This is a genomic window from Streptomyces sp. NPDC006463 (assembly GCF_042870715.1).
GTDB lineage: Bacteria > Actinomycetota > Actinomycetes > Streptomycetales > Streptomycetaceae > Streptomyces.
In genome coordinates this window covers 87,240-107,310 of sequence record NZ_JBIAHP010000006.1, presented here as the reverse complement: position 1 = coordinate 107,310, position 20,071 = coordinate 87,240, and the positions used below count along the sequence as shown (strand labels likewise).

General features: G+C 69.2%; 20 protein-coding genes. 8 read left to right on the top strand and 12 right to left on the bottom strand.

Annotation, left to right across the window (positions count from 1 at the left end; genetic code table 11):
• Positions 1–23: 23 nt before the first annotated feature.
• The 5 genes from ACFYOB_RS13410 to ACFYOB_RS13390 are packed head-to-tail and all read right to left on the bottom strand — an operon-like array spanning position 24 to position 4,845.
• Positions 24–1,223 (bottom strand): aminotransferase class I/II-fold pyridoxal phosphate-dependent enzyme, encoded by a 1,200-nt coding sequence (locus ACFYOB_RS13410; protein ID WP_388559005.1) that lies wholly within the window; start codon positions 1,221–1,223, stop codon positions 24–26.
• A complete protein-coding gene (locus ACFYOB_RS13405; protein WP_388559002.1) occupies positions 1,213–1,950 on the bottom strand; it encodes an alanine--tRNA ligase-related protein in 738 nt (245 codons plus the stop codon). Before ACFYOB_RS13405 ends, ACFYOB_RS13410 begins: the two co-directional genes overlap by 11 nt.
• On the bottom strand, positions 1,947–2,927 hold the full coding sequence (locus ACFYOB_RS13400) for a pyridoxal-phosphate dependent enzyme (RefSeq protein ID WP_388558999.1): 981 nt from the start codon (positions 2,925–2,927) through the stop codon (positions 1,947–1,949). The genes ACFYOB_RS13405 and ACFYOB_RS13400 overlap by 4 nt, the downstream gene beginning before the upstream one ends.
• Positions 2,924–3,946 carry a DMT family transporter gene (locus ACFYOB_RS13395; RefSeq protein WP_388558996.1) on the bottom strand — a complete coding sequence of 341 codons (1,023 nt, stop codon included), beginning with the start codon at positions 3,944–3,946 and terminating at the stop codon, positions 2,924–2,926. Before ACFYOB_RS13395 ends, ACFYOB_RS13400 begins: the two co-directional genes overlap by 4 nt.
• Entirely contained in the window at positions 3,943–4,845 is a 903-nt protein-coding gene (locus tag ACFYOB_RS13390) for a hypothetical protein (RefSeq protein WP_388558992.1), read from the bottom strand. Before ACFYOB_RS13390 ends, ACFYOB_RS13395 begins: the two co-directional genes overlap by 4 nt.
• 330 nt (positions 4,846–5,175) lie before the next feature.
• Between ACFYOB_RS13390 and ACFYOB_RS13385 the strand changes: the two genes are divergently transcribed.
• On the top strand, positions 5,176–6,123 hold the full coding sequence (locus ACFYOB_RS13385; RefSeq protein ID WP_388558989.1) for a LysR family transcriptional regulator: 948 nt from the start codon (positions 5,176–5,178) through the stop codon (positions 6,121–6,123).
• A 66-nt stretch (positions 6,124–6,189) separates the two neighbouring features.
• Here ACFYOB_RS13385 and ACFYOB_RS13380 read toward each other — a convergent pair whose 3' ends face one another.
• The 3 genes from ACFYOB_RS13380 to ACFYOB_RS13370 all read right to left on the bottom strand — a co-directional run bounded on the left by ACFYOB_RS13380 (position 6,190) and on the right by ACFYOB_RS13370 (position 8,304).
• Entirely contained in the window at positions 6,190–6,774 is a 585-nt protein-coding gene (locus ACFYOB_RS13380) for a hypothetical protein (RefSeq protein ID WP_388558986.1), read from the bottom strand.
• A gap of 130 nt (positions 6,775–6,904) precedes the next feature.
• Positions 6,905–7,393: a glutathione peroxidase gene (locus tag ACFYOB_RS13375; RefSeq protein WP_388558983.1), complete on the bottom strand. Its 489-nt coding sequence runs from the start codon at positions 7,391–7,393 to the stop codon at positions 6,905–6,907.
• Between the two features lie 83 nt (positions 7,394–7,476).
• Entirely contained in the window at positions 7,477–8,304 is an 828-nt protein-coding gene (locus ACFYOB_RS13370; RefSeq protein ID WP_388558980.1) for a hypothetical protein, read from the bottom strand.
• Positions 8,305–8,570: 266 nt separating this feature from the next.
• Between ACFYOB_RS13370 and gcl the strand changes: the two genes are divergently transcribed.
• The gene (gcl, locus tag ACFYOB_RS13365) at positions 8,571–10,358 is read left to right on the top strand and encodes a glyoxylate carboligase (protein WP_388558977.1); all 1,788 of its coding nucleotides are present in this window, start codon (positions 8,571–8,573) and stop codon (positions 10,356–10,358) included.
• Positions 10,359–10,458: 100 nt separating this feature from the next.
• On the opposite strand, the gene ACFYOB_RS13360 is transcribed toward gcl, so the two are convergent.
• From ACFYOB_RS13360 to ACFYOB_RS13345, 4 genes are all read right to left on the bottom strand, one after another.
• Positions 10,459–11,598, bottom strand: coding sequence for an SAM-dependent methyltransferase (locus ACFYOB_RS13360; RefSeq protein ID WP_388558974.1), 1,140 nt, complete (start codon positions 11,596–11,598; stop codon positions 10,459–10,461).
• Positions 11,599–12,052: 454 nt separating this feature from the next.
• A complete protein-coding gene (locus tag ACFYOB_RS13355) occupies positions 12,053–13,510 on the bottom strand; it encodes a catalase (protein WP_388559511.1) in 1,458 nt (485 codons plus the stop codon).
• A gap of 217 nt (positions 13,511–13,727) precedes the next feature.
• Complete coding sequence (locus ACFYOB_RS13350; RefSeq protein ID WP_388558971.1) at positions 13,728–14,618, bottom strand: 2-hydroxy-3-oxopropionate reductase; 891 nt, start codon at positions 14,616–14,618, stop codon at positions 13,728–13,730.
• 75 nt (positions 14,619–14,693) lie between these two features.
• Positions 14,694–15,527, bottom strand: coding sequence for a TIM barrel protein (locus ACFYOB_RS13345; protein WP_388558968.1), 834 nt, complete (start codon positions 15,525–15,527; stop codon positions 14,694–14,696).
• A gap of 125 nt (positions 15,528–15,652) precedes the next feature.
• Between ACFYOB_RS13345 and ACFYOB_RS13340 the strand changes: the two genes are divergently transcribed.
• From ACFYOB_RS13340 to ACFYOB_RS13315, 6 genes are all read left to right on the top strand, one after another.
• Positions 15,653–15,904 carry a thiamine-binding protein gene (locus ACFYOB_RS13340; RefSeq protein ID WP_328928511.1) on the top strand — a complete coding sequence of 84 codons (252 nt, stop codon included), beginning with the start codon at positions 15,653–15,655 and terminating at the stop codon, positions 15,902–15,904.
• On the top strand, positions 15,901–16,311 hold the full coding sequence (locus ACFYOB_RS13335; RefSeq protein WP_388558964.1) for a helix-turn-helix domain-containing protein: 411 nt from the start codon (positions 15,901–15,903) through the stop codon (positions 16,309–16,311). Before ACFYOB_RS13340 ends, ACFYOB_RS13335 begins: the two co-directional genes overlap by 4 nt.
• Before the next feature lie 154 nt (positions 16,312–16,465).
• The gene (gene uraD / locus ACFYOB_RS13330) at positions 16,466–16,984 is read left to right on the top strand and encodes a 2-oxo-4-hydroxy-4-carboxy-5-ureidoimidazoline decarboxylase (protein ID WP_388558962.1); all 519 of its coding nucleotides are present in this window, start codon (positions 16,466–16,468) and stop codon (positions 16,982–16,984) included.
• Between the two features lie 2 nt (positions 16,985–16,986).
• Positions 16,987–17,379, top strand: a complete 393-nt coding sequence (gene uraH / locus ACFYOB_RS13325; RefSeq protein ID WP_388558959.1) for a hydroxyisourate hydrolase — start codon at positions 16,987–16,989, stop codon at positions 17,377–17,379.
• Position 17,380: 1 nt separating this feature from the next.
• Positions 17,381–18,304, top strand: coding sequence for a factor-independent urate hydroxylase (pucL, locus tag ACFYOB_RS13320; protein ID WP_328928514.1), 924 nt, complete (start codon positions 17,381–17,383; stop codon positions 18,302–18,304).
• Between the two features lie 190 nt (positions 18,305–18,494).
• Positions 18,495–19,898, top strand: coding sequence for an 8-oxoguanine deaminase (locus ACFYOB_RS13315; RefSeq protein ID WP_388558956.1), 1,404 nt, complete (start codon positions 18,495–18,497; stop codon positions 19,896–19,898).
• Positions 19,899–20,071 lie beyond the last annotated feature (173 nt).

Genomic DNA, 20,071 nt, shown 5'->3' with positions numbered 1-20,071 from the left:
GACCTGCCCGGCCACACCGCCGTTCACAGCGCTGCCCCGATCCGGTCGAACGCCTCGCCCAGGACCGCTGGATGGCCGGCGGCGTTGATCCGGAAGAACCCGGCATAGGCATCGCCCCCGAAGCCGGCCCCGGGAAGGGCGTGGACCCGGGCGTCGGTGAGGGCGCGGGCGAAGCGCTCCGCCTGGTCCGGCTCGGGGATTTCGGCCCACACCAGATAGGTGGCCTCGGGTGCGACGACGTCCACCTGCAGGGGGAGCCGGGAGAGTTCCGTACGGACCAGTTCCACGCGCTCGGTGAGTACGGCCCGCAGTGCGGTCAGCCAACCGGTCCCCTGCTCGTAGCAGGCGACCGTGGCGATGGCACCGAGGCTTCCGGGGCGCCCGAGCAGACCCTGCGGCAGTCCGGCGAGCGCCCCGGCCGTGCGGTCCGAGGCATAGACCGTGGCGCTCTTCAGGCCGGCGATGTTGAATGCCTTGGACGCCGAGGTGAGGCCGAAGGCCCGGGCCCGGTGCACGGCGGGATCGGCGAACACGGAGCGCGGCTGCACCGTGAGCCCGAGCGGCATGTGCACCTCGTTCGCGAGCAGCAGCAGGTCGTGGTCCAGGGCGAGGGAGAGCGCCGCGGAGGTCTCCTCGTCGTTCCAGGCCCGCCCTACCGGGTTGTGCGGCTGGCAGAGGATCCAGGCCCCGGCACCGGCTGCGGCGGCGTCGAGTGCGTCGAAGTCGTGACGCCAGCCCGCCGCGCCCCGCAGCAGGGGTACGGCCACCGGCCGCATGCCGGCCTCTTCGATCACCGTGAACAGGTCGCCGTACACCGGTGTCTCCACGATGACAGGGGTGCCGGGCGGCAGCTGGTCCCGCAGGAGTGTCCGAAGTCCGGTCAGTATGTCGGTGGTGCAGCGAAGTCCTGCCGTGGAGGCGTGGTGCTCACGCGCCAGGTGGCGTGCGCACGCCTGCTCCTGCTCGCCGGTAAGGCCGTATCCCGTCTCGCCGTCCCGCACGGCGCGTTCGAGGGCGGCGCGGAGGAACTCCGGTGTCTCCAGATCCATTTCCGCGACACCGAGGCAGATCCGGTCCGGCTCCGGCGCGCCCACCTGCCACTTCAGGGTGCGCCGGCCGCGCAGGACGTCCGCGTCCGCTATGAACCGCGGGGCGTCCGCATGCGGCTCGGCGGCCCCGCGGACCGGGGTGTCCGCGCACGTGGGGTGCTCGTCAGTCCGCATCGCGGTCCAGCTCGACATAGAGGCGGGTGCCGCCCTTTCCCTTGGTGCGGCGGCGCACGGTGATGCCTCCCCGGATCTCCTTCGGATGCCGCACGTGGGTGCCGCCGCAGGGGATCTCGATCTCTCCCGAACGCCAGACGAAGACGTCGTCGGCCCCCGGCAGGGGGGTCACGATCGCCTCCCCGGCGGACCCGAGAAGGGCGAGGACACGGTCCTGGATCTCCGGCACCGCCTCGCTGGGGATCGCGCAGCCGAAGTCGAAGCGCGCGGCGCTGTCGCTGATGTGACAGCCGCGGGTCGAGCGCGTCTGGCCGTGCGCCGAGAGGTATTCACCGGTGGCGTGGAACAGGAAGTGCGCCAGGGTGTGCATCTGCATGTTCCGGAAGCGGCGTTCCCAGTCGATCTCCATGGTGACCTCCGCTCCCACCTCGAGCGAACAGGGTTCCTCGAACACGTGACAGAACACCGCGTCGATCGTGGCGACTTCACCGTTGGGCAGCTGGTAGGGCCGGCCGCCCGCCTTCTGCACGTCCACCACACGCTGGCCGTCGACGCTTCCCTGGTCGGCGACCTGCCCGCCGGACTCGGCGTAGAACAGCGACCGGTCGAAGACCGCATGGTGCCCCTCGACCGCCAGAACGACGGCCGTCGCGGTCGTCGCGTACGGGTCGTGGTGGTAGACCTGGGCCGTGGCGGGAGCCTTGCTCCACAGGGCGGGGCTGATCATTCGGTCCGTCCTCCGTTCAGCAGGGTGGTTCCGTACAGTTCGCCGCGGTCGGCGAAGAAGGTGAGGATGTCGCCGTCGGCGGACGGGCCCAGGTCCGCGGCGAGTTGGCCCGCGCCCATGAAGCAGACGCCGGACGATCCGCCCACGCTCAGACCTCTGGCGGCCAGCTCCCGGACGCCGTCGCAGGCCTGTGCGTCGGACACCTGGTAGACGCCGCTGACCCGGGTCCTGGCCGCGTCGATCACGGCGGGGATCCGGTTCTGATTGCCGGTGCCGCGCAGGATGCTCCGGGCCGGCGAGCCGCCGAAGGTGATCGAACCCTCGCGGTCCGCCACGTAGGAGGGTATGCCCTTGGCCTCCAGCATCGCGGACAGGGCGGAGAAGTGGCCACCGCTGCCCACGCAGAAGATTCCGGCGGTGATCCGGGAGAAGTCGAGGACGCTCATCAGGTGCGGCACCACCCAGCGGGTGTACACCTGCGGGTTGAGCGGGCTGTCGTTCTGGTTGGTCCAGTAGAAGTCGGGGTGCTCGGACAGGATGGTCCGCAGCAGGTCGTCTCGGGCCTGCTGGCTGCCGAGGACCGGATGCGGGGTCCCGGCGATGTGAAGGATCCCGCCGACCAGTTCGATCTTCCGTCGGGTGATGTCCGGGATGCCGGGGTCGGTGACCAGGTGCACGGGGTGCCCGAGCAGCCGGCCGGCTACCGCCAGGCCGAGTCCGAGGGAGCCCGAGGTGGACTCGATCACGGTCTGGCCCTCGGCGAGCAGACCCTGTTCACGGGCCAGCAGGAGCAGTCCGAGACCGAGGATCGACTTGAAGCTGGACTCGGTGGCGGGGCTGCCGTGGATCGCGCGCAGCCGCAGTCCGCCCGTCTCGAAGCCGCCGCAGTCCACGGTGCTCAGCCGGCTGAGTTCTTCGATGAGTTCGTAGGGATCGGGGCCGCGGTGGGGCAGCGCCGAAAGGTGGGACAGGCTCACTTCTTGCCCTCCAGGAGGTTCTTGGCCCAGAAGATCGAAACGAGCAGCACGCCGATCCCCGCCATTTGCACCAGGCTCAGACGCTGGTCGAACAGGACCAGGCCGTAGACGGCCGCGGCGACCGGCTGCAGCAGCACGAAGAGCGCGGCGAGCTGGAGCGGCAGGAACTTCACGGCGTGTGCCATCAGGGTCTGGCCGAGCAGCTGGGACGTCACCGCCAGGGCGATCAGCACGAGCCAGCCCTTCACGCTGGTGGGCCACATGCTCTCGCCGAGGACGGCCGCCACCGCGAAGCAGGCGATGCCGCAGACCAAGCTGAGGGTGGCCATGATGCGGGTGGCTTCGTGGCGCTCGCGCAGCCCCTTGGCCACGACGAGGAACAGCGCGTAGAACACCGCGGTGGCCAGCGCGAGGAGGTCACCCCGCAGATGCTCGGGGTCGAGGCCCGTCCCGAGGATGACCAGGATGTACAGGCCGGCCAGCGCGAGCAGGGCGGGCAGGGCGAGCTGCCACGGCAGCCGGTCCCCGAAGAGCAGGAGGCAGAGCGGGGCGATGATGAACGGCACCAGATTGGCCAGGAGGTTCGCCTCGGCCAGCGAGGTGAAGAGGAACGAGATGTTCCACAGGCACAGGTCGGCGGCGAGGAACAGTCCTCCAAGGACGATGAGGAGCTGGTCCCGCCGCCCGATCCGAGTGGCGGCGCCCGGTCCGCCCGTACCGGAGGTGGCGGCGGTGGAGGCGTTCACGCGGGTGCGGCGGGCGGCCGCCAGCGACATGCCGAGCAGCATGGGCGCGGCGAGCAGCGAACGGTAGCCACCGGTGGCCACCGGACCCACTTCGCTGATCCGGACGAAGACGCCGCCGAGGGCCAGGCAGCAGACCGCGAGGAGCACCATGAGCTGGGAACGGGCGCGGTTGCCCGGCTTTTCCTCCGCCGCGGGCTCTGGCCCGTCCGGGACGGGGCCAGGGGTCTCGTGTCCCGGTTCTGTCGTCGAGTCCGTCGTGACTGCGCGGCTCATGAGCGCCCCGACTCCTTCAGTGTGTAGAGGTCGCTGTCGTAGCCGAGAGAACGCAGTTCTCTCCGGGATTCGGCGACACGAAGATCGTGGTCCGTCTGGTGCTTCGAGAAGATGAGCCCGGCCAACGTTCCGCTGTGCGCCACGCACACGCCGAGGGCCCCCCATTCCCTTTTGACCGCCATGAGGTCCTCCAGGGACTTCTTGGGGAGCCGGTCATTGTGCAGTTCGCTGCTGAGGGTCGCAATTTCCGCGGCTGCCTTGCCGTCGTTCGCGAGGAGCGCCGCGTCGAGTTCTCCGAAGAGCCGCTCGTAGACACGGGCCTTCCCCGGGTCCTCCGGCACTTCCCGGTGGAATTCCTCCGTCCGAACCCAGCCGCCTTCGTCCACCCCGACAATGCTCCAGCGCAAATCGGTGTGATATTGCGCGATCAGGGTCTGTGACCGCTGGGCGCAGGAGGCGATTCCGGGGTGCAGCAGATAGTCGCCGTATTCGAGCCGCCGGGCCACGGAGAGCGCGAGCGCGTGCGCCACCGGCACCGGGGTCGCCGGGTAGGCCTCCCGGATGCAGAGCAGTGCGACGGCCAGAATGTCGGCGGTCGAGCTCGCATGTCCTTTGGCCACGGGAATGTTCGACGTGATGTCGATGGTGAGGCCGGAGTTGGAGAGTCCCAGTTCGGCGCTGAGGGACTCGAAGGCGGAGAGTGCCTTGGTCCGGTCGGCCGGGCTGATCGTGAGCGCTTGCGTGCCAGGGCCCTCGGCTCGCCGGAGCTGCGCTGAGCAGGTCAACTCCTCGACCGGCGCCGTGAAGAGGAAGTGCTCGAACCCGTTCGCGCCCGCTGTGTAGCCCTGAAGTATTTCTCCGAATGCGCCGTGGATGGCGCTGACGATCTTGTCGTGCATGGCGTCGTTGTACGTGGCATCGAGTGCCCCCGGCAACCAAAGGCAACCTACTGGCAGCCATAAGTCGAGACCGGCTCGGGGCTGAGCGTGAACCGCGTCACGTGCGGACTTGTGTCAGTTGTCCCGATAGGCACCTATTTCGAGACCACCTGCCTTACCGGTGCCGAAAGGCGCGCTTATATAAAATCCCCCTGGTGGTCGATGTTCAAGACTTAGCAAAATCGCCCGGTGCCGTCATGTGGAGCGAATGATTTCGCGCATTTGGCGCGATGTTTTCGCCCGGCAGTGACGAGTTGCTCGATGCCATTCCTCCCGCTTACGTTTCATCCCATGATCGAGACGCGCCATCTCCGCACGCTGCGTGCCGTTGCGGAATCGGGCTCTTTTGCTGCCGCGGCGCGGCAGCTGGGCTGTAGCCAGCCGGCCGTGAGTCAGCAGATGAAATCCCTCGAACTGGCAATGGGTACTCCGCTTCTGATACTCGCCAGCCGCGAGATACGGCTCACCGAGGCCGGTGCGGCCCTGGTGCGGCATTCGGTCGGGGTGCTGACCGGACTGCACGCGGCCGAGGAGGAGATGGCGGCATTCGCGGGGCTGCGCGCCGGCCGGGTCCGGCTCACCTCCTTCCTGAGCGGTACTTCGGCACTCATACCGTCCGCCCTTGCCGCGATGCGCGCCGCCCATCCGGGCATAGAGGTGTCCCTGTCGTCGTCGCCGCCCCCACGCTCCATCGACCTCCTTCGCAACGCCGAATGCGACATCTCCCTTGCCTTCCGCTACTCGGAGATCCCTGGCGCGGACACGAAGGCGCAGGCCGAGTGGCAGGACCTCGTGGTCCGCCCGCTCCTCGCGGACCCTCTGGTCGTGCTGGTGCCGGACATGCATCGCCTCGCGGAGGCGGACCAGGTGGAACTGGCCCAACTGGCCGACGAATCCTGGGTCATGGGATGCAACCGCTGTCACAGCCATCTGTTGCGGCTGTGCGAGCACGCCGGTTTTGAACCGCGCGCGGAGTACAGGACGGACGACTACCAGACCGTGATCGGACTGGTCGCGGCGGGCCTCGGAGTCGCCGTCCTGCCGGAGCTGGCCCTCAGCGGGCCGCTGACGAGGGGGATCCGGCTGCTCCGCCTGGAGCCCGTGGTGCACCGGGAGGTGGTGGCCCTGTCCATGCCGGGCTTCCCCTCCGTCCCGGCGGTCGGACTCATGCTGCGCGAACTGGAACGGTCTGCCACCCGCCTGGCGGGCTCGTCACCGGTTCAGCCCGGCCGTCAGTGACGCGTGGCCCGGCGGCTTGCCGGGGGGAGGAGCGGGGCGCGCACGCTGTCGCGAGCGCTCGGCGCGTCAGCCCGCCGACGCCCCCAGCGTCCTGCTGCGCCGCGACACCGCCGCGCGCAGGACCCGTTTGCCCTCGTTGGACAGGGCGAGGGCGCTGCGCAGCCCCGAGCCCGATTCGTCGGCGAGCATCTCCAGCAGGGCGGCCTGGCGGCGCTGCTCGCCGAGGGTGAGGGGGCCGATGCCGTCCGTGTCGCCGGTGCGGTACGCGGCGATACGGGCTTCGTCGACGGCCGACGCGCCGTCCAGCAGCTGGTGGATGCCGAGCAGTACGGTCGAGCACTCGTCGGACCAGGCGCGCAGCGCCTCCCCGCAGTAGGTCTCGGGGATGTGCTCCACCAGCCGCATCGCGTACTCGGCGAGTTCGCAGTCCGGAGCGATCCGGCGGACCCGGATCCCGGCGGCGCGCAGCCTGCCGAGCCAGTGGTCCCCTCCCTCGACGGCGACCCAGAGCGGGCGCAGCACCGACTCGTCGGCGTCGAGGCCGAGGCCTTCGACGCCTTCGAGGAGGGGCAGGCAGCGGTCCACACAGGCGACGGCGCTTGCGGCGAGGGCGCGCTCGTCCGCGCGGGCGATCAGTTCCACCAGGCTCATGACTCGTACTGCGCCGTAGGGCTGACTCCCGTCACAGCGCCACCTCCGGCACCACTCCGGCACCGCGGCCGGCTCGGCGCAGCGGTGCGACGAGTCCGTCCTGAGCCTCGGCTGAGCCCCGGCGGCAGAGCTACGCGGGCAGGTGCGCCTCGATCGCGGCGACGACCTCGGGGGACTCGGGCTCGGTGCGGGGGCGGAAGCGCGCCACGACCTCGCCGGCGGGGGAGATCAGGAACTTCTCGAAGTTCCACTGGATGTCCCCCGCCTCGCCCTCGGCGTCCGGGACCTTCACCAGCTCCTGGTACAAGGGGTGCCGGTTCTCGCCGTTGACCTCGGACTTCTCCAGCATCGGGAAGGTGACGCCGAAACCGGCCGCGCAGAAGGTCTGGATGTCCTCGGCGTTACCGGGCTCCTGCTCGCCGAACTGGTTGCAGGGCACCCCGATGACGGTGAAGCCCTTCTCCTCGTACGTGAACTGCAGGCGGGCGAGCCCGGAGTACTGGGGGGTCAGCCCGCACTGGGAGGCGGTGTTCACCAGCAGGATCACCTTGCCCTTGTGGGCACCGAGGCTGGTGGGCTCGTCGGACAGGCTGGTCAGCGGGATGTCGTAAAGGCTCATCGGGCTCTCCTGGCAGGAATCGGTCGGATAACGGCTCCGAGCGTAGGCGATGCCCGGCGCGCGCCCCGGCGGCCGCGCCCCCGCTACGCGCCCGTACCGATCAGCTCGTCCGCCGGGTCGTTGACCGGCTGGGGCATGCCCGTGAGGTCCATGACGAACAGGGGTATCCCCAGGTCGTCCGCGCGGGCGCGGGCGTCCTGCGTGTATCCGGCGAGTGCGAAGTAGACGCTGGTCGCGGAGGCCGTGAGTCCGTTCAGCCAGACGCACTCCACCGCCCGCACCCCGGCCGGCGCGGTGGTCGGGTCCACCTGCGCGACCAGCCCCGGAGCCCGCAGGTCCACGGCCGCCGAGGGGATCGGCCGCCCGTCGGGCTGCCGTACGTCCTGGAAGCCGAGCCAGCGCAAGTACAGCGCGGCGGTGGCCACCGCGTCGCGGGCCGTACGGATGGTCACCGGGCGGAACGCGGGGCGCGGCACCGGGGCCGTCGGCGGCAGCGGTATGTGCGCCGGCTGCGGATCAGGCCGACCGGCGGCCGCCCGGGCAGGATCGGCCGCCCCGGCACACGCGTCGCTCACGCCGCCGCTTCGGTACTCGCCCTGCTCGGCCCGCTCGATCGGGTGCGGGGGATGAACGGGACGAACGCCGCGTACGGGGTGCACCGGAATCCGCACCACCGTCCCGCACGATCCGCACCCCAGCTCGGGCTGCGGCCACTCGCTCTCCCGCCCGCACGACTCGCAGCGCACCGCCACCCAGCTGTCCGACCAGGTCCGATGGGTCAGCGGCTCCGGCGGCGCCGTCAGGTTCAGCGGCGGATTTACCGGGCTCCCGCAGGCGCAGGGGAAGACCGGGGCGGTGTAGCCGTTCTCGCGCAGGCACGCCGGGCAGCGCACCGGTACCGCTTCCGCCATGAGACCTGGACCCCCTCCGTCGCTGTGCGTAGGTACATGCTCCACCACCCGCCACCGCCGGGGCGAGCATGCCCGCCGATTCAGGTGGATTCCCGCCGGAGGCTCGGTCATTTGTGCAACACACCGAGCGAGACGCGGCTTTTGGTGGCATCCGGGGTCCCGCAGCGCCTTGACGTCAGGGAAGTCGCCACTTAGCTTGTTCCGTATAGCAGAACAAAACTTCCGGATGACGGAAAAGCCTGACCGCCAGACCCGCAGGAGAACTGATGCCTCGTATGACAGCCGCCGCCGCTGCAGTTGAGATCCTCAAGCTTGAGGGTGTCGAACAAGCGTTCGGCGTGCCCGGTGCTGCGATCAACCCGTTCTACCGCGAGCTCAAGAACGTGGGCGGCATCAAGCACACGCTGGCCCGCCACGTCGAGGGCGCTTCGCACATGGCCGAGGGCTACACGCGTGCCAAGGCGGGCAACATCGGTGTCTGCATCGGCACCTCGGGCCCGGCCGGCACCGACATGATCACCGGCCTGTACTCCGCCATCGCGGACTCGATCCCGATCCTGTGCATCACCGGTCAGGCTCCGGTCTCGAAGCTCCACAAGGAGGACTTCCAGGCCGTCGACATCGCCTCGATCGCCAAGCCGGTCACCAAGAAGGCCACCACGGTCCTGGAGGCCGCCCAGGTTCCGGGTGTGTTCCAGGAGGCCTTCCACCTGATGCGCTCCGGCCGTCCCGGCCCGGTCCTGATCGACCTGCCGATCGACGTCCAGCTCACCGAGATCGAGTTCGACCCGGAGACCTACGAGCCGCTGCCGGTCTACAAGCCGCGCGCCACCCGCGCCCAGGCCGAGAAGGCCCTGCGCTTCCTGCTGGAGTCCGAGCGCCCGCTGATCGTCGCCGGCGGCGGCATCATCAACGCCGACGCCTCCGACCTGCTGGTCGAGTTCGCCGAGCTGACCAACATCCCGGTCATCTCCACCCTGATGGGCTGGGGCACCATCCCGGACGACCACGAGCTGGCCGCCGGCATGGTCGGCGTCCAGACCTCGCACCGCTACGGCAACGCGACCTTCCTGGAGTCCGACGTCGTCATCGGCATCGGCAACCGCTGGGCCAACCGTCACACCGGCTACAACCTCGACGCGTACCGCGGCGACCGCAAGTTCGTCCACGTCGACATCGAGCCCACCCAGATCGGCAAGATCTTCGCCCCGGACTTCGGCATCGCCTCCGACGCCAAGGCCGCGCTGGAGCTCTTCATCGAGGTCGCGAAGGACCTCAAGGCCGAGGGCGAGCTGCCGGACTTCTCCGCCTGGGCCGCCTCCGCCCAGGAGCGCAAGGCCACCCTGCAGCGCCGCACGCACTTCGACAACATCCCCATGAAGCCGCAGCGCGTCTACGAGGAGATGAACAAGGCGTTCGGTCCCGAGACCCGCTACGTCACCACCATCGGCCTCTCCCAGATCGCCGGCGCGCAGATGCTGCACGTCTACAAGCCGCGCAACTGGATCAACTGCGGCCAGGCCGGCCCGCTCGGCTGGACCATCCCGGCCGCCATCGGTGCCGCCACCGCGGACCCGGAGACCCCGATCGTCGCCCTCTCCGGCGACTACGACTTCCAGTTCATGATCGAGGAGCTCGCGGTCGCCGCGCAGCACAAGGTCCCCTACGTCCACGTCCTCGTGAACAACGCCTACCTGGGTCTGATCCGTCAGGCGCAGGGCGGTCTCGGCATCAACTTCGAGGTCAACCTCGAATTCGAGAACATCAACACCCCGGAGATCGGCGTCTACGGCGTCGACCACGTCAAGGTCGCCGAGGGCCTGGGCGTCAAGGCCATCCGCGTCACCGACCCGAACGAGCTGGGCGCCGCCTTCGAGCAGGCCAAGAAGCTGGCCCAGGAGTTCCAGGTCCCGGTCGTCGTCGAGGCCATCCTGGAGCGCGTCACCAACATCTCGATGAGCAAGACCGTCGACATGAGCGACGTCACCGAGTTCGAGGAGCTCGCGACCGAGCCGGGCCACGCCCCGACCGCGATCAAGGCCCTGAAGGTCTGATCACCCCCCCCGCATCACCCGGCGGCCCCCGTCCCTCCTTCCTGAGGGGCGGGGGCCGTTCGCGTGGTCCCTACCGGGCGCGCGGCGCGGCGCGGGGCACTCAGGGCGCCTGCGGGAACCGGACGGGGACGGCGAGCAGCGTCGTGGGGCCGTCCGCCCCGGCGACGACGAACTCCGCCGGCGGTGCTTCCGGTGCCTCCGGCGCCTTCTCAGCGGTCGTCCGCGGCCTCCCGCCGCCGCCCCGCGGCAGCACCTCCGTGACCTCGTACGCCGTCGCGAACGGCGTCTGCCGGAGCTCGTCGGAGGTGAGGAGGGCGCCGCCGCCGTCGAGTGGCCCGCCGGCGATGTCCTCGGCGACCTCGGCGACCAGGCCCGCGTGGACCACCGCCGGGTCCGGCACGTACACGTAGCGGCCCAGGGGGCGCACGGACGGCTCGGGCAGGCCGCGTGCGGTGAGCGAGACCCCGGCGGGCAGCAGGGTGGCCTTGCGCGCGGTGACCGGTGCGGGCTTCGGGAGCAGGCCGAACCACAGGACCAGCTCCTGGACGGTCCCGGCGTAGGAGATCCACTCGGCCTCGTCGGCCCGGCCCAGATCGGGTACGGCCCCGGGCGCGAGGCCGGGTGCGAGCCGGACCCAGCCGAGGCCGGTCGTGCGTACGCGGTCCAGTGCCCAGGAGAGCGGCGGACTGTACGACTCGGGGTCGTGGGCCCCGTCGGGCCCGGGACGCCTCATCAGGTCGATGAATACGGCCTCGCCCTGGCTGTCGAACGCGGCGGTGTCCCCGCGGTGGGGGAAGAACAACGAGGCGTTCGCGACCGGCGCGTTGGCCTCGGCGATCTCGACGGTCAGCGGATCGGAGTCGACGGCCGTGGTGTGGTGCGACCAGCTGAGTACGAGGGCGTCCAGGCCGCTGCCCAGGCATATCGCGTCGATCAGCACCACGCCGACCTCGTCCAGGACGCGGTCCAGCTTGTACTCGGCCACGGCCAGGTGAGAGGACAGCTCGACGAAGTCGGGGGTGAGGTACATGCGCGGGGCGAACTCCCCGAACTTCGCGGCAGCCTGTCCTCGCAGCAGGACCTGCTCCTCGGCGGCCGCCACCAGCGCGGGGGGACTGCTCCGCCGCAGGGCGGCCGTCGCCGAGGGCGACGGCGCCCCGCCCGGGCCGGTCTCCTGGAGGGCTGCCAGCAGGCTCCGGCCCTCGTCCGTCAGCAGGGCGCGGAACGTCTGAAGATCCATCAGGCCATTCAACCGGGGGTCCGCCCGCACCGGACGGCCCGGCCTCGCCCCGGCCCCCGTCCGGGCACGACAAAGCGCCGAGTCACGGGACCGTCCGTGACTCGGCGCTCTGGTTGTTACCGCCCGACGGAGCGAGGCTGGCGCGACAGGACGTTCGCACCGCCGGGCGGAGTGTGTGGGGAGGAGTTCACCTACTCGTACAGGGGACCCTGTGCGTGGCCCCTGTACGGGGAGGAGCGGCTGGGACCGTGGCGGGCGGGCGACGAGAACTCCGGCACCGTCTCCCTCAGGTCAAGAGACGGGCCTTGAGAACCCATTACCACCGCACTGGCTCGCACGCCTGCCACGGTCCTCGTCCTGCCCTCGCCGCGTACCACCCCTCATCCGGGTCCACGGGTCGGGCTCAGCACCCGGGGCCTGACCTCCCGTCAGGCCCCCGGTACAGCTGTGTGGCTCAGGCGTCGCGCAGGGCGCGCACGGCCTCCTCGACGCGACGGCCGTAGTCGGCGTCGGCGGCGTGGAAGTGAGCCAGGTTCTTCTCGATGACGTCCTCGAGGGTGACCTGAGACAGGCCGCCGGCGATGTTCGCCACCAGACGCTGCTTCTCGGCCTCCGACATCAGGCGGTAGAGCTCACCGGCCTGGAAGAAGTCGTCGTCCTTGGTGTGGGCCGGGGCCTCGTGGGTGCCCGTGTAGCCGGAGACGGCCTTCGGGGCGCCGAGCGCGAGACCGGTCTCGGCCGGACCCTGGTACGAGTTGGGCTCGTAGTTCTTGTCGTGGCGCGAACCGTTGCGCAGCGCCATGACACCGTCGCGGCCGTAGTTCTCGGCCTTCGTCGCCTTCGGGGCGTTGACCGGCAGCAGGGTGTGGTTCACACCGAGGCGGTAGCGCTGGGCGTCGGCGTACGCGAAGAGGCGGCCCTGGAGCATCTTGTCCGGCGAGGCGGTGATGCCCGGGACGAAGTTGTTCGGGGAGAAGGCGGACTGCTCGACCTCGGCGAAGACGTTGTCCGGGTTGCGGTCGAGGACCAGACGGCCCACGCGCTGCAGCGGGTAGTCGCTGTGCGGCCACACCTTGGTCAGGTCGAACGGGTTGAAGCGGTAGTCCGCGGCCTCGGCGGCGGGCATGATCTGGACGTAGAGGGTCCAGCTCGGGTTCACACCGCGCTCGATGGCCTGCAGCAGGTCGGTCTGGTGCGAGTTGGCGTCCTGGCCGACGAGTTCGGCGGCCTGCTCGCCCGACAGGCAGCGGATGCCCTGGTTCGTCTTGAAGTGGTACTTGACGAAGAAGGCCTCGCCCTGCTCGTTCGTCCACTGGTAGGTGTGGGAGCCGTATCCGTTCATGTGACGGTACGAGGCGGGGATGCCGCGGTCACCCATCAGCCAGGTGATCTGGTGCGTCGCCTCGGGGGCGTGCGCCCAGAAGTCCCAGACGTTGTCCGGCTCCTGCTTGCCCGTGAAGGGGTCGCGCTTCTGGGAGTGGATGAAGTCGGGGAACTTGATCGGGTCCTTGATGAAGAACACCGGGGTGTTGTTGCCGACGAGGTCGTAGTTGCCCTCTTCGGTGTAGAACTTCAGCGCGAAGCCGCGCGGGTCGCGGACCGCGTCCGCGCCACCGAGCGAGTCGGCCACGGTGGAGAAGCGCAGGAAGGTCTCGGTCTTCTTGCCGACCGTGTTCAGGAACGCGGCGCTGGTGTACGCGGTGACGTCGTCGGTCACCTCGAAGTAGCCGTACGCGGCCGAGCCGCGGGCGTGCACCACGCGCTCCGGGATGCGCTCACGGTTGAAGCGGGCAAGCTTCTCGAGGAGCTGCTGGTCCTGGACCAGGAGCGGGCCACCGACGCCGGCGGTGGCGGAGTTCTGATTGTCGGCGACCGGGGCGCCGGACTCGGTCGTCAGCGTGCGCTTCGACATGGTGACCTTCCGTACGGGTAACTGCTGACGGAAAGTGTCTTCCGTCATGCGGAACAGCCTAATTTCGGCAGGAACTAAACGTCAACAGTCTGTTGAACGAAGTTGAAGAGAGGTGATCCGGACGGTGCCGGCGCTTGGGCGCGACAGGACAGGTGTCAGCACCGGCACCATCCGGAGACTCAGGTCCCCGCGAGGGGGAGGGGGCTCAGATCCGAGCTCAGATCTGGGCGCCGGAGAGGCGCTCGACGGCGCGGAGCAGGGCCGAGTGGTCCAGGCCACCGTCACCCTGGGCGCGCAGCGAGGCGACGAGCTGGGCGACGACCGCGCCGACCGGGAGGGCCGCACCGACGTTGCGGGCGGCGTCGGTGACGATGCCCATGTCCTTGTGGTGCAGGTCGATCCGGAAGCCGGGCTTGAAGTCGCGGTTCAGGAAGTTGTCCTTCTTGCGGGTCAGGACCGTGGAGCCGGCCAGACCACCGTTGAGGACGTCGAGTGCGGCCTGGAGGTTCACGCCCGACTTCTCGAGGAAGACGACGGCCTCGGCGCACGCCTGGATGTTCACCGCGACGATGAGCTGGTTGGCGGCCTTCACCGTCTGGCCGGAGCCGTGCGGACCGCACAGGACGATGACCTTGCCGAGCGCTTCGAGGATCGGCAGGGCCGCGTCGAAGTCGGCCTGCTCGCCACCCACCATGATCGACAGGACGGCCTCGATGGCGCCGGCCTCGCCGCCGGACACCGGGGCGTCGATGACGCGGATGCCCTTGGCGGCCGCGTTCTTCGCGAGGTCGATCGAGGTCTGCGGGGTGATCGACGACATATCGATGATCAGCGCACCGGACCTGGCGTTCTCCAGGATGCCGTTCTCACCGTAGGAGATGGCCTCGACCTGCGGGGAGGCGGGCACCATCGTGATGATGACGTCGGCGTCCTTGACGGCCTCGGCGATCGAGCCGGCCGCGGCGCCGCCGGCGGCGGCCAGGCGGTCCAGCTTGTCCTGCTCCAGCGTGAAGCCGGTGACCGAGTAGCCGGCCTTCAGGAGGTTCTCGGCCATGGGGGAGCCCATGATGCCGAGCCCGATCCACGCGATCTTGGGGAGGTTGCTCATGATGAGGGTCCTTCTCTTAATGCTTTGTACGAAAAGTTCGTGAGGTGCCTGGCTGATCGCCTGGACTTTGTCCGCCTACTTGGCGGCGCGGGCCTCGGCCGGCAGCCATGCGAAGGAGGCGGCAGCGTCGGCGGCCTTGTACTCCAGGCCTACGTAGCCCTCGTATCCGGCCTTCTTCAGCTGGTCGAGCAACTCCTCGAGGGGCAGCTCGCCGGTGCCCGGGGCACCGCGTCCGGGCTTGTCCGCGATCTGGACGTGCCCGGTCTTGGCGGCGTACTTTTCGATGACCTCGGAGAGGTCCTCATCGTTCATCGCCAGGTGGTACAGGTCGAGCAGGAACTTGGCGTTCCCGAGGCCGGTGGCCTCGTTGACCTTGTCCACCACCTCGATACCGGCCGGGGCGCTCACCAGGGGGTAGAGCGGCGACTCGGGCTTGTTGAGGGTCTCGATCAGGAGGATCGCGCCGACGCGGTCCGCGGCCTGAGCCGCCACGACCAGGTTCTGGAGCGCGAGCTCGTCCTGAACGGCCGGGTCCACGCCTTCGACGCGGTTGCCGTAGAGGGCGTTGAGCGCCTTGCAGCCGACCGAGGCCGCGAAATCGGCGGCCACGTTGATATTGGCGTTGAAGCGCTCCGACTCCTCACCGGGTACCGACACCGCACCGCGGTCCGGGCCCGGCAGCTGGCCGGCGTAGAAGTTCAGTCCCACCAGCTGGGTGCCGGCGTCCTCAAGAGCCTTCTTGAGGGCGTCGAGCTCCGCCTGAGCGGGGGTGGGGGTCTCGATCCAGGGCCACCACAGCTCGACCGCCGTGAAGCCCGCCGCGGCGGCGGCCGCGGGACGCTCCAGGAGCGGGAGTTCCGTGAAGAGGATCGAAAGGTTCACATCGAAGCGCTGGTCCGTGTATCCCATGAGGGGTGTGCGCTCCTTCCGTATTGCGGAAGTTATTTTCTGCTTGATGGAAGACTGCATGGGGTCCCGCGCCGATGTCAAGTGCGGACTCCCGGAAAATCCTGACCGCGGGGTAGCTTGACGGCGTGCGATTGAGAGTGGAGTTCACGACCGAGCCCTTCGATCTGGAAGAGGCTCCTGCCCATGCCGTGGCGGCCCGCGAGGTCATCCAGAAGGCCCAGCTGGACGCGGTGGATGTCGGCCCGTTCGGAAACACCGCCGAGGGGGAAGCGGGCCAGGTGCTGGCCGCGGTGGGCGCGCTGCTGCGCGACTCGCTGGAGGCCGGAGCGACCCGCGTGTCGCTCCAGGTCAACGTGATCGGCGAGGAGACGCCATGACCGACCCCCGCGACCACCCGTTCGTCACCGCGGTCAAGCCGCTCGTCGACGCCATGGGTGGCGAGCTGATGGATCCCGCCCAGGCGCAGCCCGACGACGTCGTGCTCAGCTGGGAGGGCCAGGACCTGCTGGCCGTGCGCCTGCCCCAGCTCTCGGACTCGCTGGATCACATCCTTGCGGCCCTGGAGCGTCGGCACGGCGTACCGTTGTCCCAGCTCGACCGCAAGTCCAAGCAGGACGTCGTGCGGATACTGGAGGCGCGGGGCGCCTTCTCCGTGCGCCACGGTGTGGAGACGGTCGCGAGTGCCCTGGGCGTAAGCCGCTTCACGGTCTACAACTACTTGAACAGGGACGCCGGCGCTCAGGCGAAGGCCGACAAGAGCAGCCGACAGCGAAGCCAAGAGTGAACGTGGTCTGACCCATGGTGACGAGCCGCCGCCCAATTCACCCGGGCGGCGGCTTTTGTGTACGGGAAGTTTCAACAAAGTGTTGACGCCGTGTTGTCGAGGGCGTTAGCTATGCGCAGCCCGTCAAAGCAACAACAGGCCACGGAGGCCTACCGTGACTTCGAGTCCGACCCCGGGTCTCACCCGGTTCAACGCCTTGGACGACAGCGCGGCCGCGGCCGAGCTGCACGAGGTGTGCGCCAGTTCGGCATGGGGGAGCAAGCTGCTCGCCCAGCGCCCCTTCGCCACCGCTGACTCCCTCTTCGCCGCCAACGAGGCCGCCATGGCCGAGCTCACGGCCGAGGACCTCGGTGAGGCGATGGGCGGCCACGCGCCGATCGGCCGGCCGAAGCCGGGAGACCCGACCTCCGCCCGCGAGCAGCGCGGCATGGCCGGTGCCTCGCAGGAGCTCAAGAACGAGCTCCTCGAACTGAACCTGGCCTACCAGGAGAAGTTCGGCCACGTCTTCCTCATCTGCGCCACCGGTGCGACCGGTGAGTTCATGCGGGACGCGGTCAAGGTCCGGATCGACAACTCGCCGGAGCAGGAGCGAGAGATCGCCCGCGGTGAGCTCGTCAAGATCAACAAGATCCGCCTGACCCGACTCGTAGAACTCGCAGAAGAAGGAGCGTGAGCATGAGCACCGAGACCATCGCGTCGGTGTCCACGCACATCCTGGACACCAGCATCGGCAAGCCCGCCGAGGGCGTCGCCATCTCCCTGTCGGCCCGCACGGGCCTCGACGGAGAGTGGGCGGCCCTGGGCGGCTCCGCCACCGATGCGGACGGACGCTGCAAGGACCTGCCCGCCCTGCCGGAGGGCACCACACACGTGCGTCTCGACTTCGAGACCGAGACGTACTTCTCCAAGAAGCAAGCCGCCGAGGCACAGCAGGACGCCCCCCGCGTAAGGGACAGCGGTCCGTTCTTCCCCGAGGTCACCATCACGTTCGCGGTGAACCCGGGCGAGCACTACCACGTACCGCTGCTGCTCAACCCGTTCGGCTACTCCGTTTACCGAGGGAGCTAGCATGGCCACCATTCTGGGCCAGAACCAGTACGGCAAAGCAGAGAACCGCGTAGTCAAGATCACGCGGGACGGCGACACCCACCACATCAAGGACCTGAACGTCTCGGTCGCCCTCTCCGGCGACATGGACGACGTCCACTACTCCGGCTCGAACGCCAACTGCCTGCCGACGGACACCACCAAGAACACGGTGTACGCGTTCGCCAAGGAGTACGGCATCGAGTCCGCGGAGCAGTTCGGCATCCACCTGGCGCGCTGGTTCGTCACCAGCCAGGAGCCGATCAAGCGGGCGCGCATCCGGATCGAGGAGTACGCCTGGGACCGGATCGCCACGTCCGACGCCAACTCCAAGTTCATCGGCGCCGACGAGGTGAACCACTCCTTCGTCCGCAAGGGCATGGAGACCCGCGTCACCCAGATCACGTACGACGGTCAGAACTGGGAGGTCATCTCCGGCCTCAAGGACCTGATCGTCATGAACTCCACGAATTCCGAGTTCTGGGGTTACGTGAAGGACAAGTACACGACCCTGCAGGAGGCGTACGACCGCATCCTGGCCACCCAGGTGTCGGGTCGCTGGCGCTTCAACTGGACCGACGACGAGCAGCGGATGCCCAACTGGGAGAAGTCCTACGCCGAGACCAAGAAGCACATGCTCCAGGCCTTCGCGGAGACCTACTCCCTCTCGCTGCAGCAGACCCTGTACCAGATGGGTTCGCGCATCATCAACCACCGTTCGGAGATCGACGAGGTCCGCTTCTCGCTCCCGAACAAGCATCACTTCCTCGTGGACCTTGAGCCGTTCGGCCTCAAGAACGACAACGAGGTGTACTTCGCCGCGGACCGTCCGTACGGTCTGATCGAGGCCACTGTTCTCCGGGACGGCGTTGACGCCCGTATCCCCGTGGACATGACCAACCTCTGATGCGGCACGCGCGTCCCGGGGCTCCGCAGTGGCCCCGGGGCGGGGCGACACGCATCCGCTTCCTGAATCGGCACCCGGACGCATCGCGCGGGGCGGCAGTACTGTCAGCTGTCAAGGCCCCCGGCTCCGGCACTCAAATCTCCTGGGCCTTGCCGTGCCCGCACCGCCACTGAAAGCACGAGGAAGTCCCATGGCAGCATCGGCAGCCCCTGACAGCGCGGTCGAGCGCATCGTCATCGAGAACTGTGCGATCGCGACCGTCGACGCGAACGACACCGAGTACGCCTCGGGGTACGTGGTCGTCGCAGGCAACAAGATCGAGTCGATCGGTGCGGGCAAGGCCCCCGAGAACCTCGACAACGTGGTCCGGCGCATCGACGGCACCGGGCACCTCGTGACCCCGGGTCTGGTCAACACGCACCACCACTTCTACCAGTGGATCACGCGTGGTCTGGCCACCGACCACAACCTCTTCAACTGGCTCGTCGCGCTGTACCCGACCTGGGCGCGCATCGACGAGCAGATGACGTACACGGCCGCACAGGGCTCCCTGGCGATGATGGCCAAGGGCGGCGTCACCACCGCCATGGACCACCACTACGTGTTCCCCAAGGGCTCGGGCGACCTCTCCGGCTCGATCATCCGCGCCGCGTCCGAGATGGGTGTCCGCTTCACCCTCGCCCGCGGCTCGATGGACCGCAGCGAGAAGGACGGCGGCCTGCCGCCGGACCACGCCGTGGAGACCCTCGAAGGCGCGCTCGCCGACACCGAGGCGACCGTCAAGAAGCACCACGACCATTCCTTCGACGCGATGACCCAGGTCGCCGTCGCCCCGTGCTCCCCCTTCTCGGTCTCGACCGAGCTGCTGAAGCAGGGTGCCGAGCTGGCCCGCCGACTGGGTGTGCGCATGCACACGCACGGCTCGGAGACCGTCGAGGAAGAGCAGTTCTGCAAGGAACTGTTCGGCATGGGCCCGACCGACTACTTCGAGTCGACCGGCTGGCTCGGCGAGGACGTGTGGATGGCGCACAGCGTCCACATGAACGACTCCGACATCGCCGCGTTCGCCCGTACCAAGACCGGTGTGGCGCACTGCCCGTCCTCCAACGCCCGTCTGGCCGCCGGCATCGCCCGCGTCCCGGACATGCTCGCCGCCGGTGTCCCGGTCGGCCTCGGCGTGGACGGCACCGCCTCCAACGAGTCCGGTGAGCTGCACACCGAGCTGCGCAACGCGCTGCTGATCAACCGTCTGAACCCGGTCCACCGCGAGCGCGCCCTGAACGCGCGTCAGGCCCTGCGCCTGGGTACGTACGGTGGCGCCCAGGTCCTCGGCCGCGCCGACAGCATCGGCTCGCTGGAGGTCGGCAAGTGCGCCGACCTGGTGATGTGGAACCTGAGCACCCTGGCCCACTCCTCCATCGCCGACCCGGTCACCGCGCTGGTCTTCGGCGCGGCCGCCCCCGTGACGCTCTCGCTGGTCAACGGCAAGCAGATCGTCGAGAACAACCGACTGCTCTTCGCCGACGAGGACGCCATCGCCGCGTCCACGCGGGAAGAGGCCCAGCGCCTCGCGCGGATCGCCGCGCAGGCCTGACCCTCCCCAGGGAGGTGCCCCAGAAGTCCGGCCGGGGGGGACGGCCCCCGGCCGGCGGGGGGGGGGGCCCCCCGGGGGCGCGGGGGGGGGGGGCCGGGCGCCCCCCGGGTTGTTGGGGGGGCCCCCCGGGCGGGGGGGAGGGGGCCAGGGGGGGGGAGCCCCCGACCCCAGCC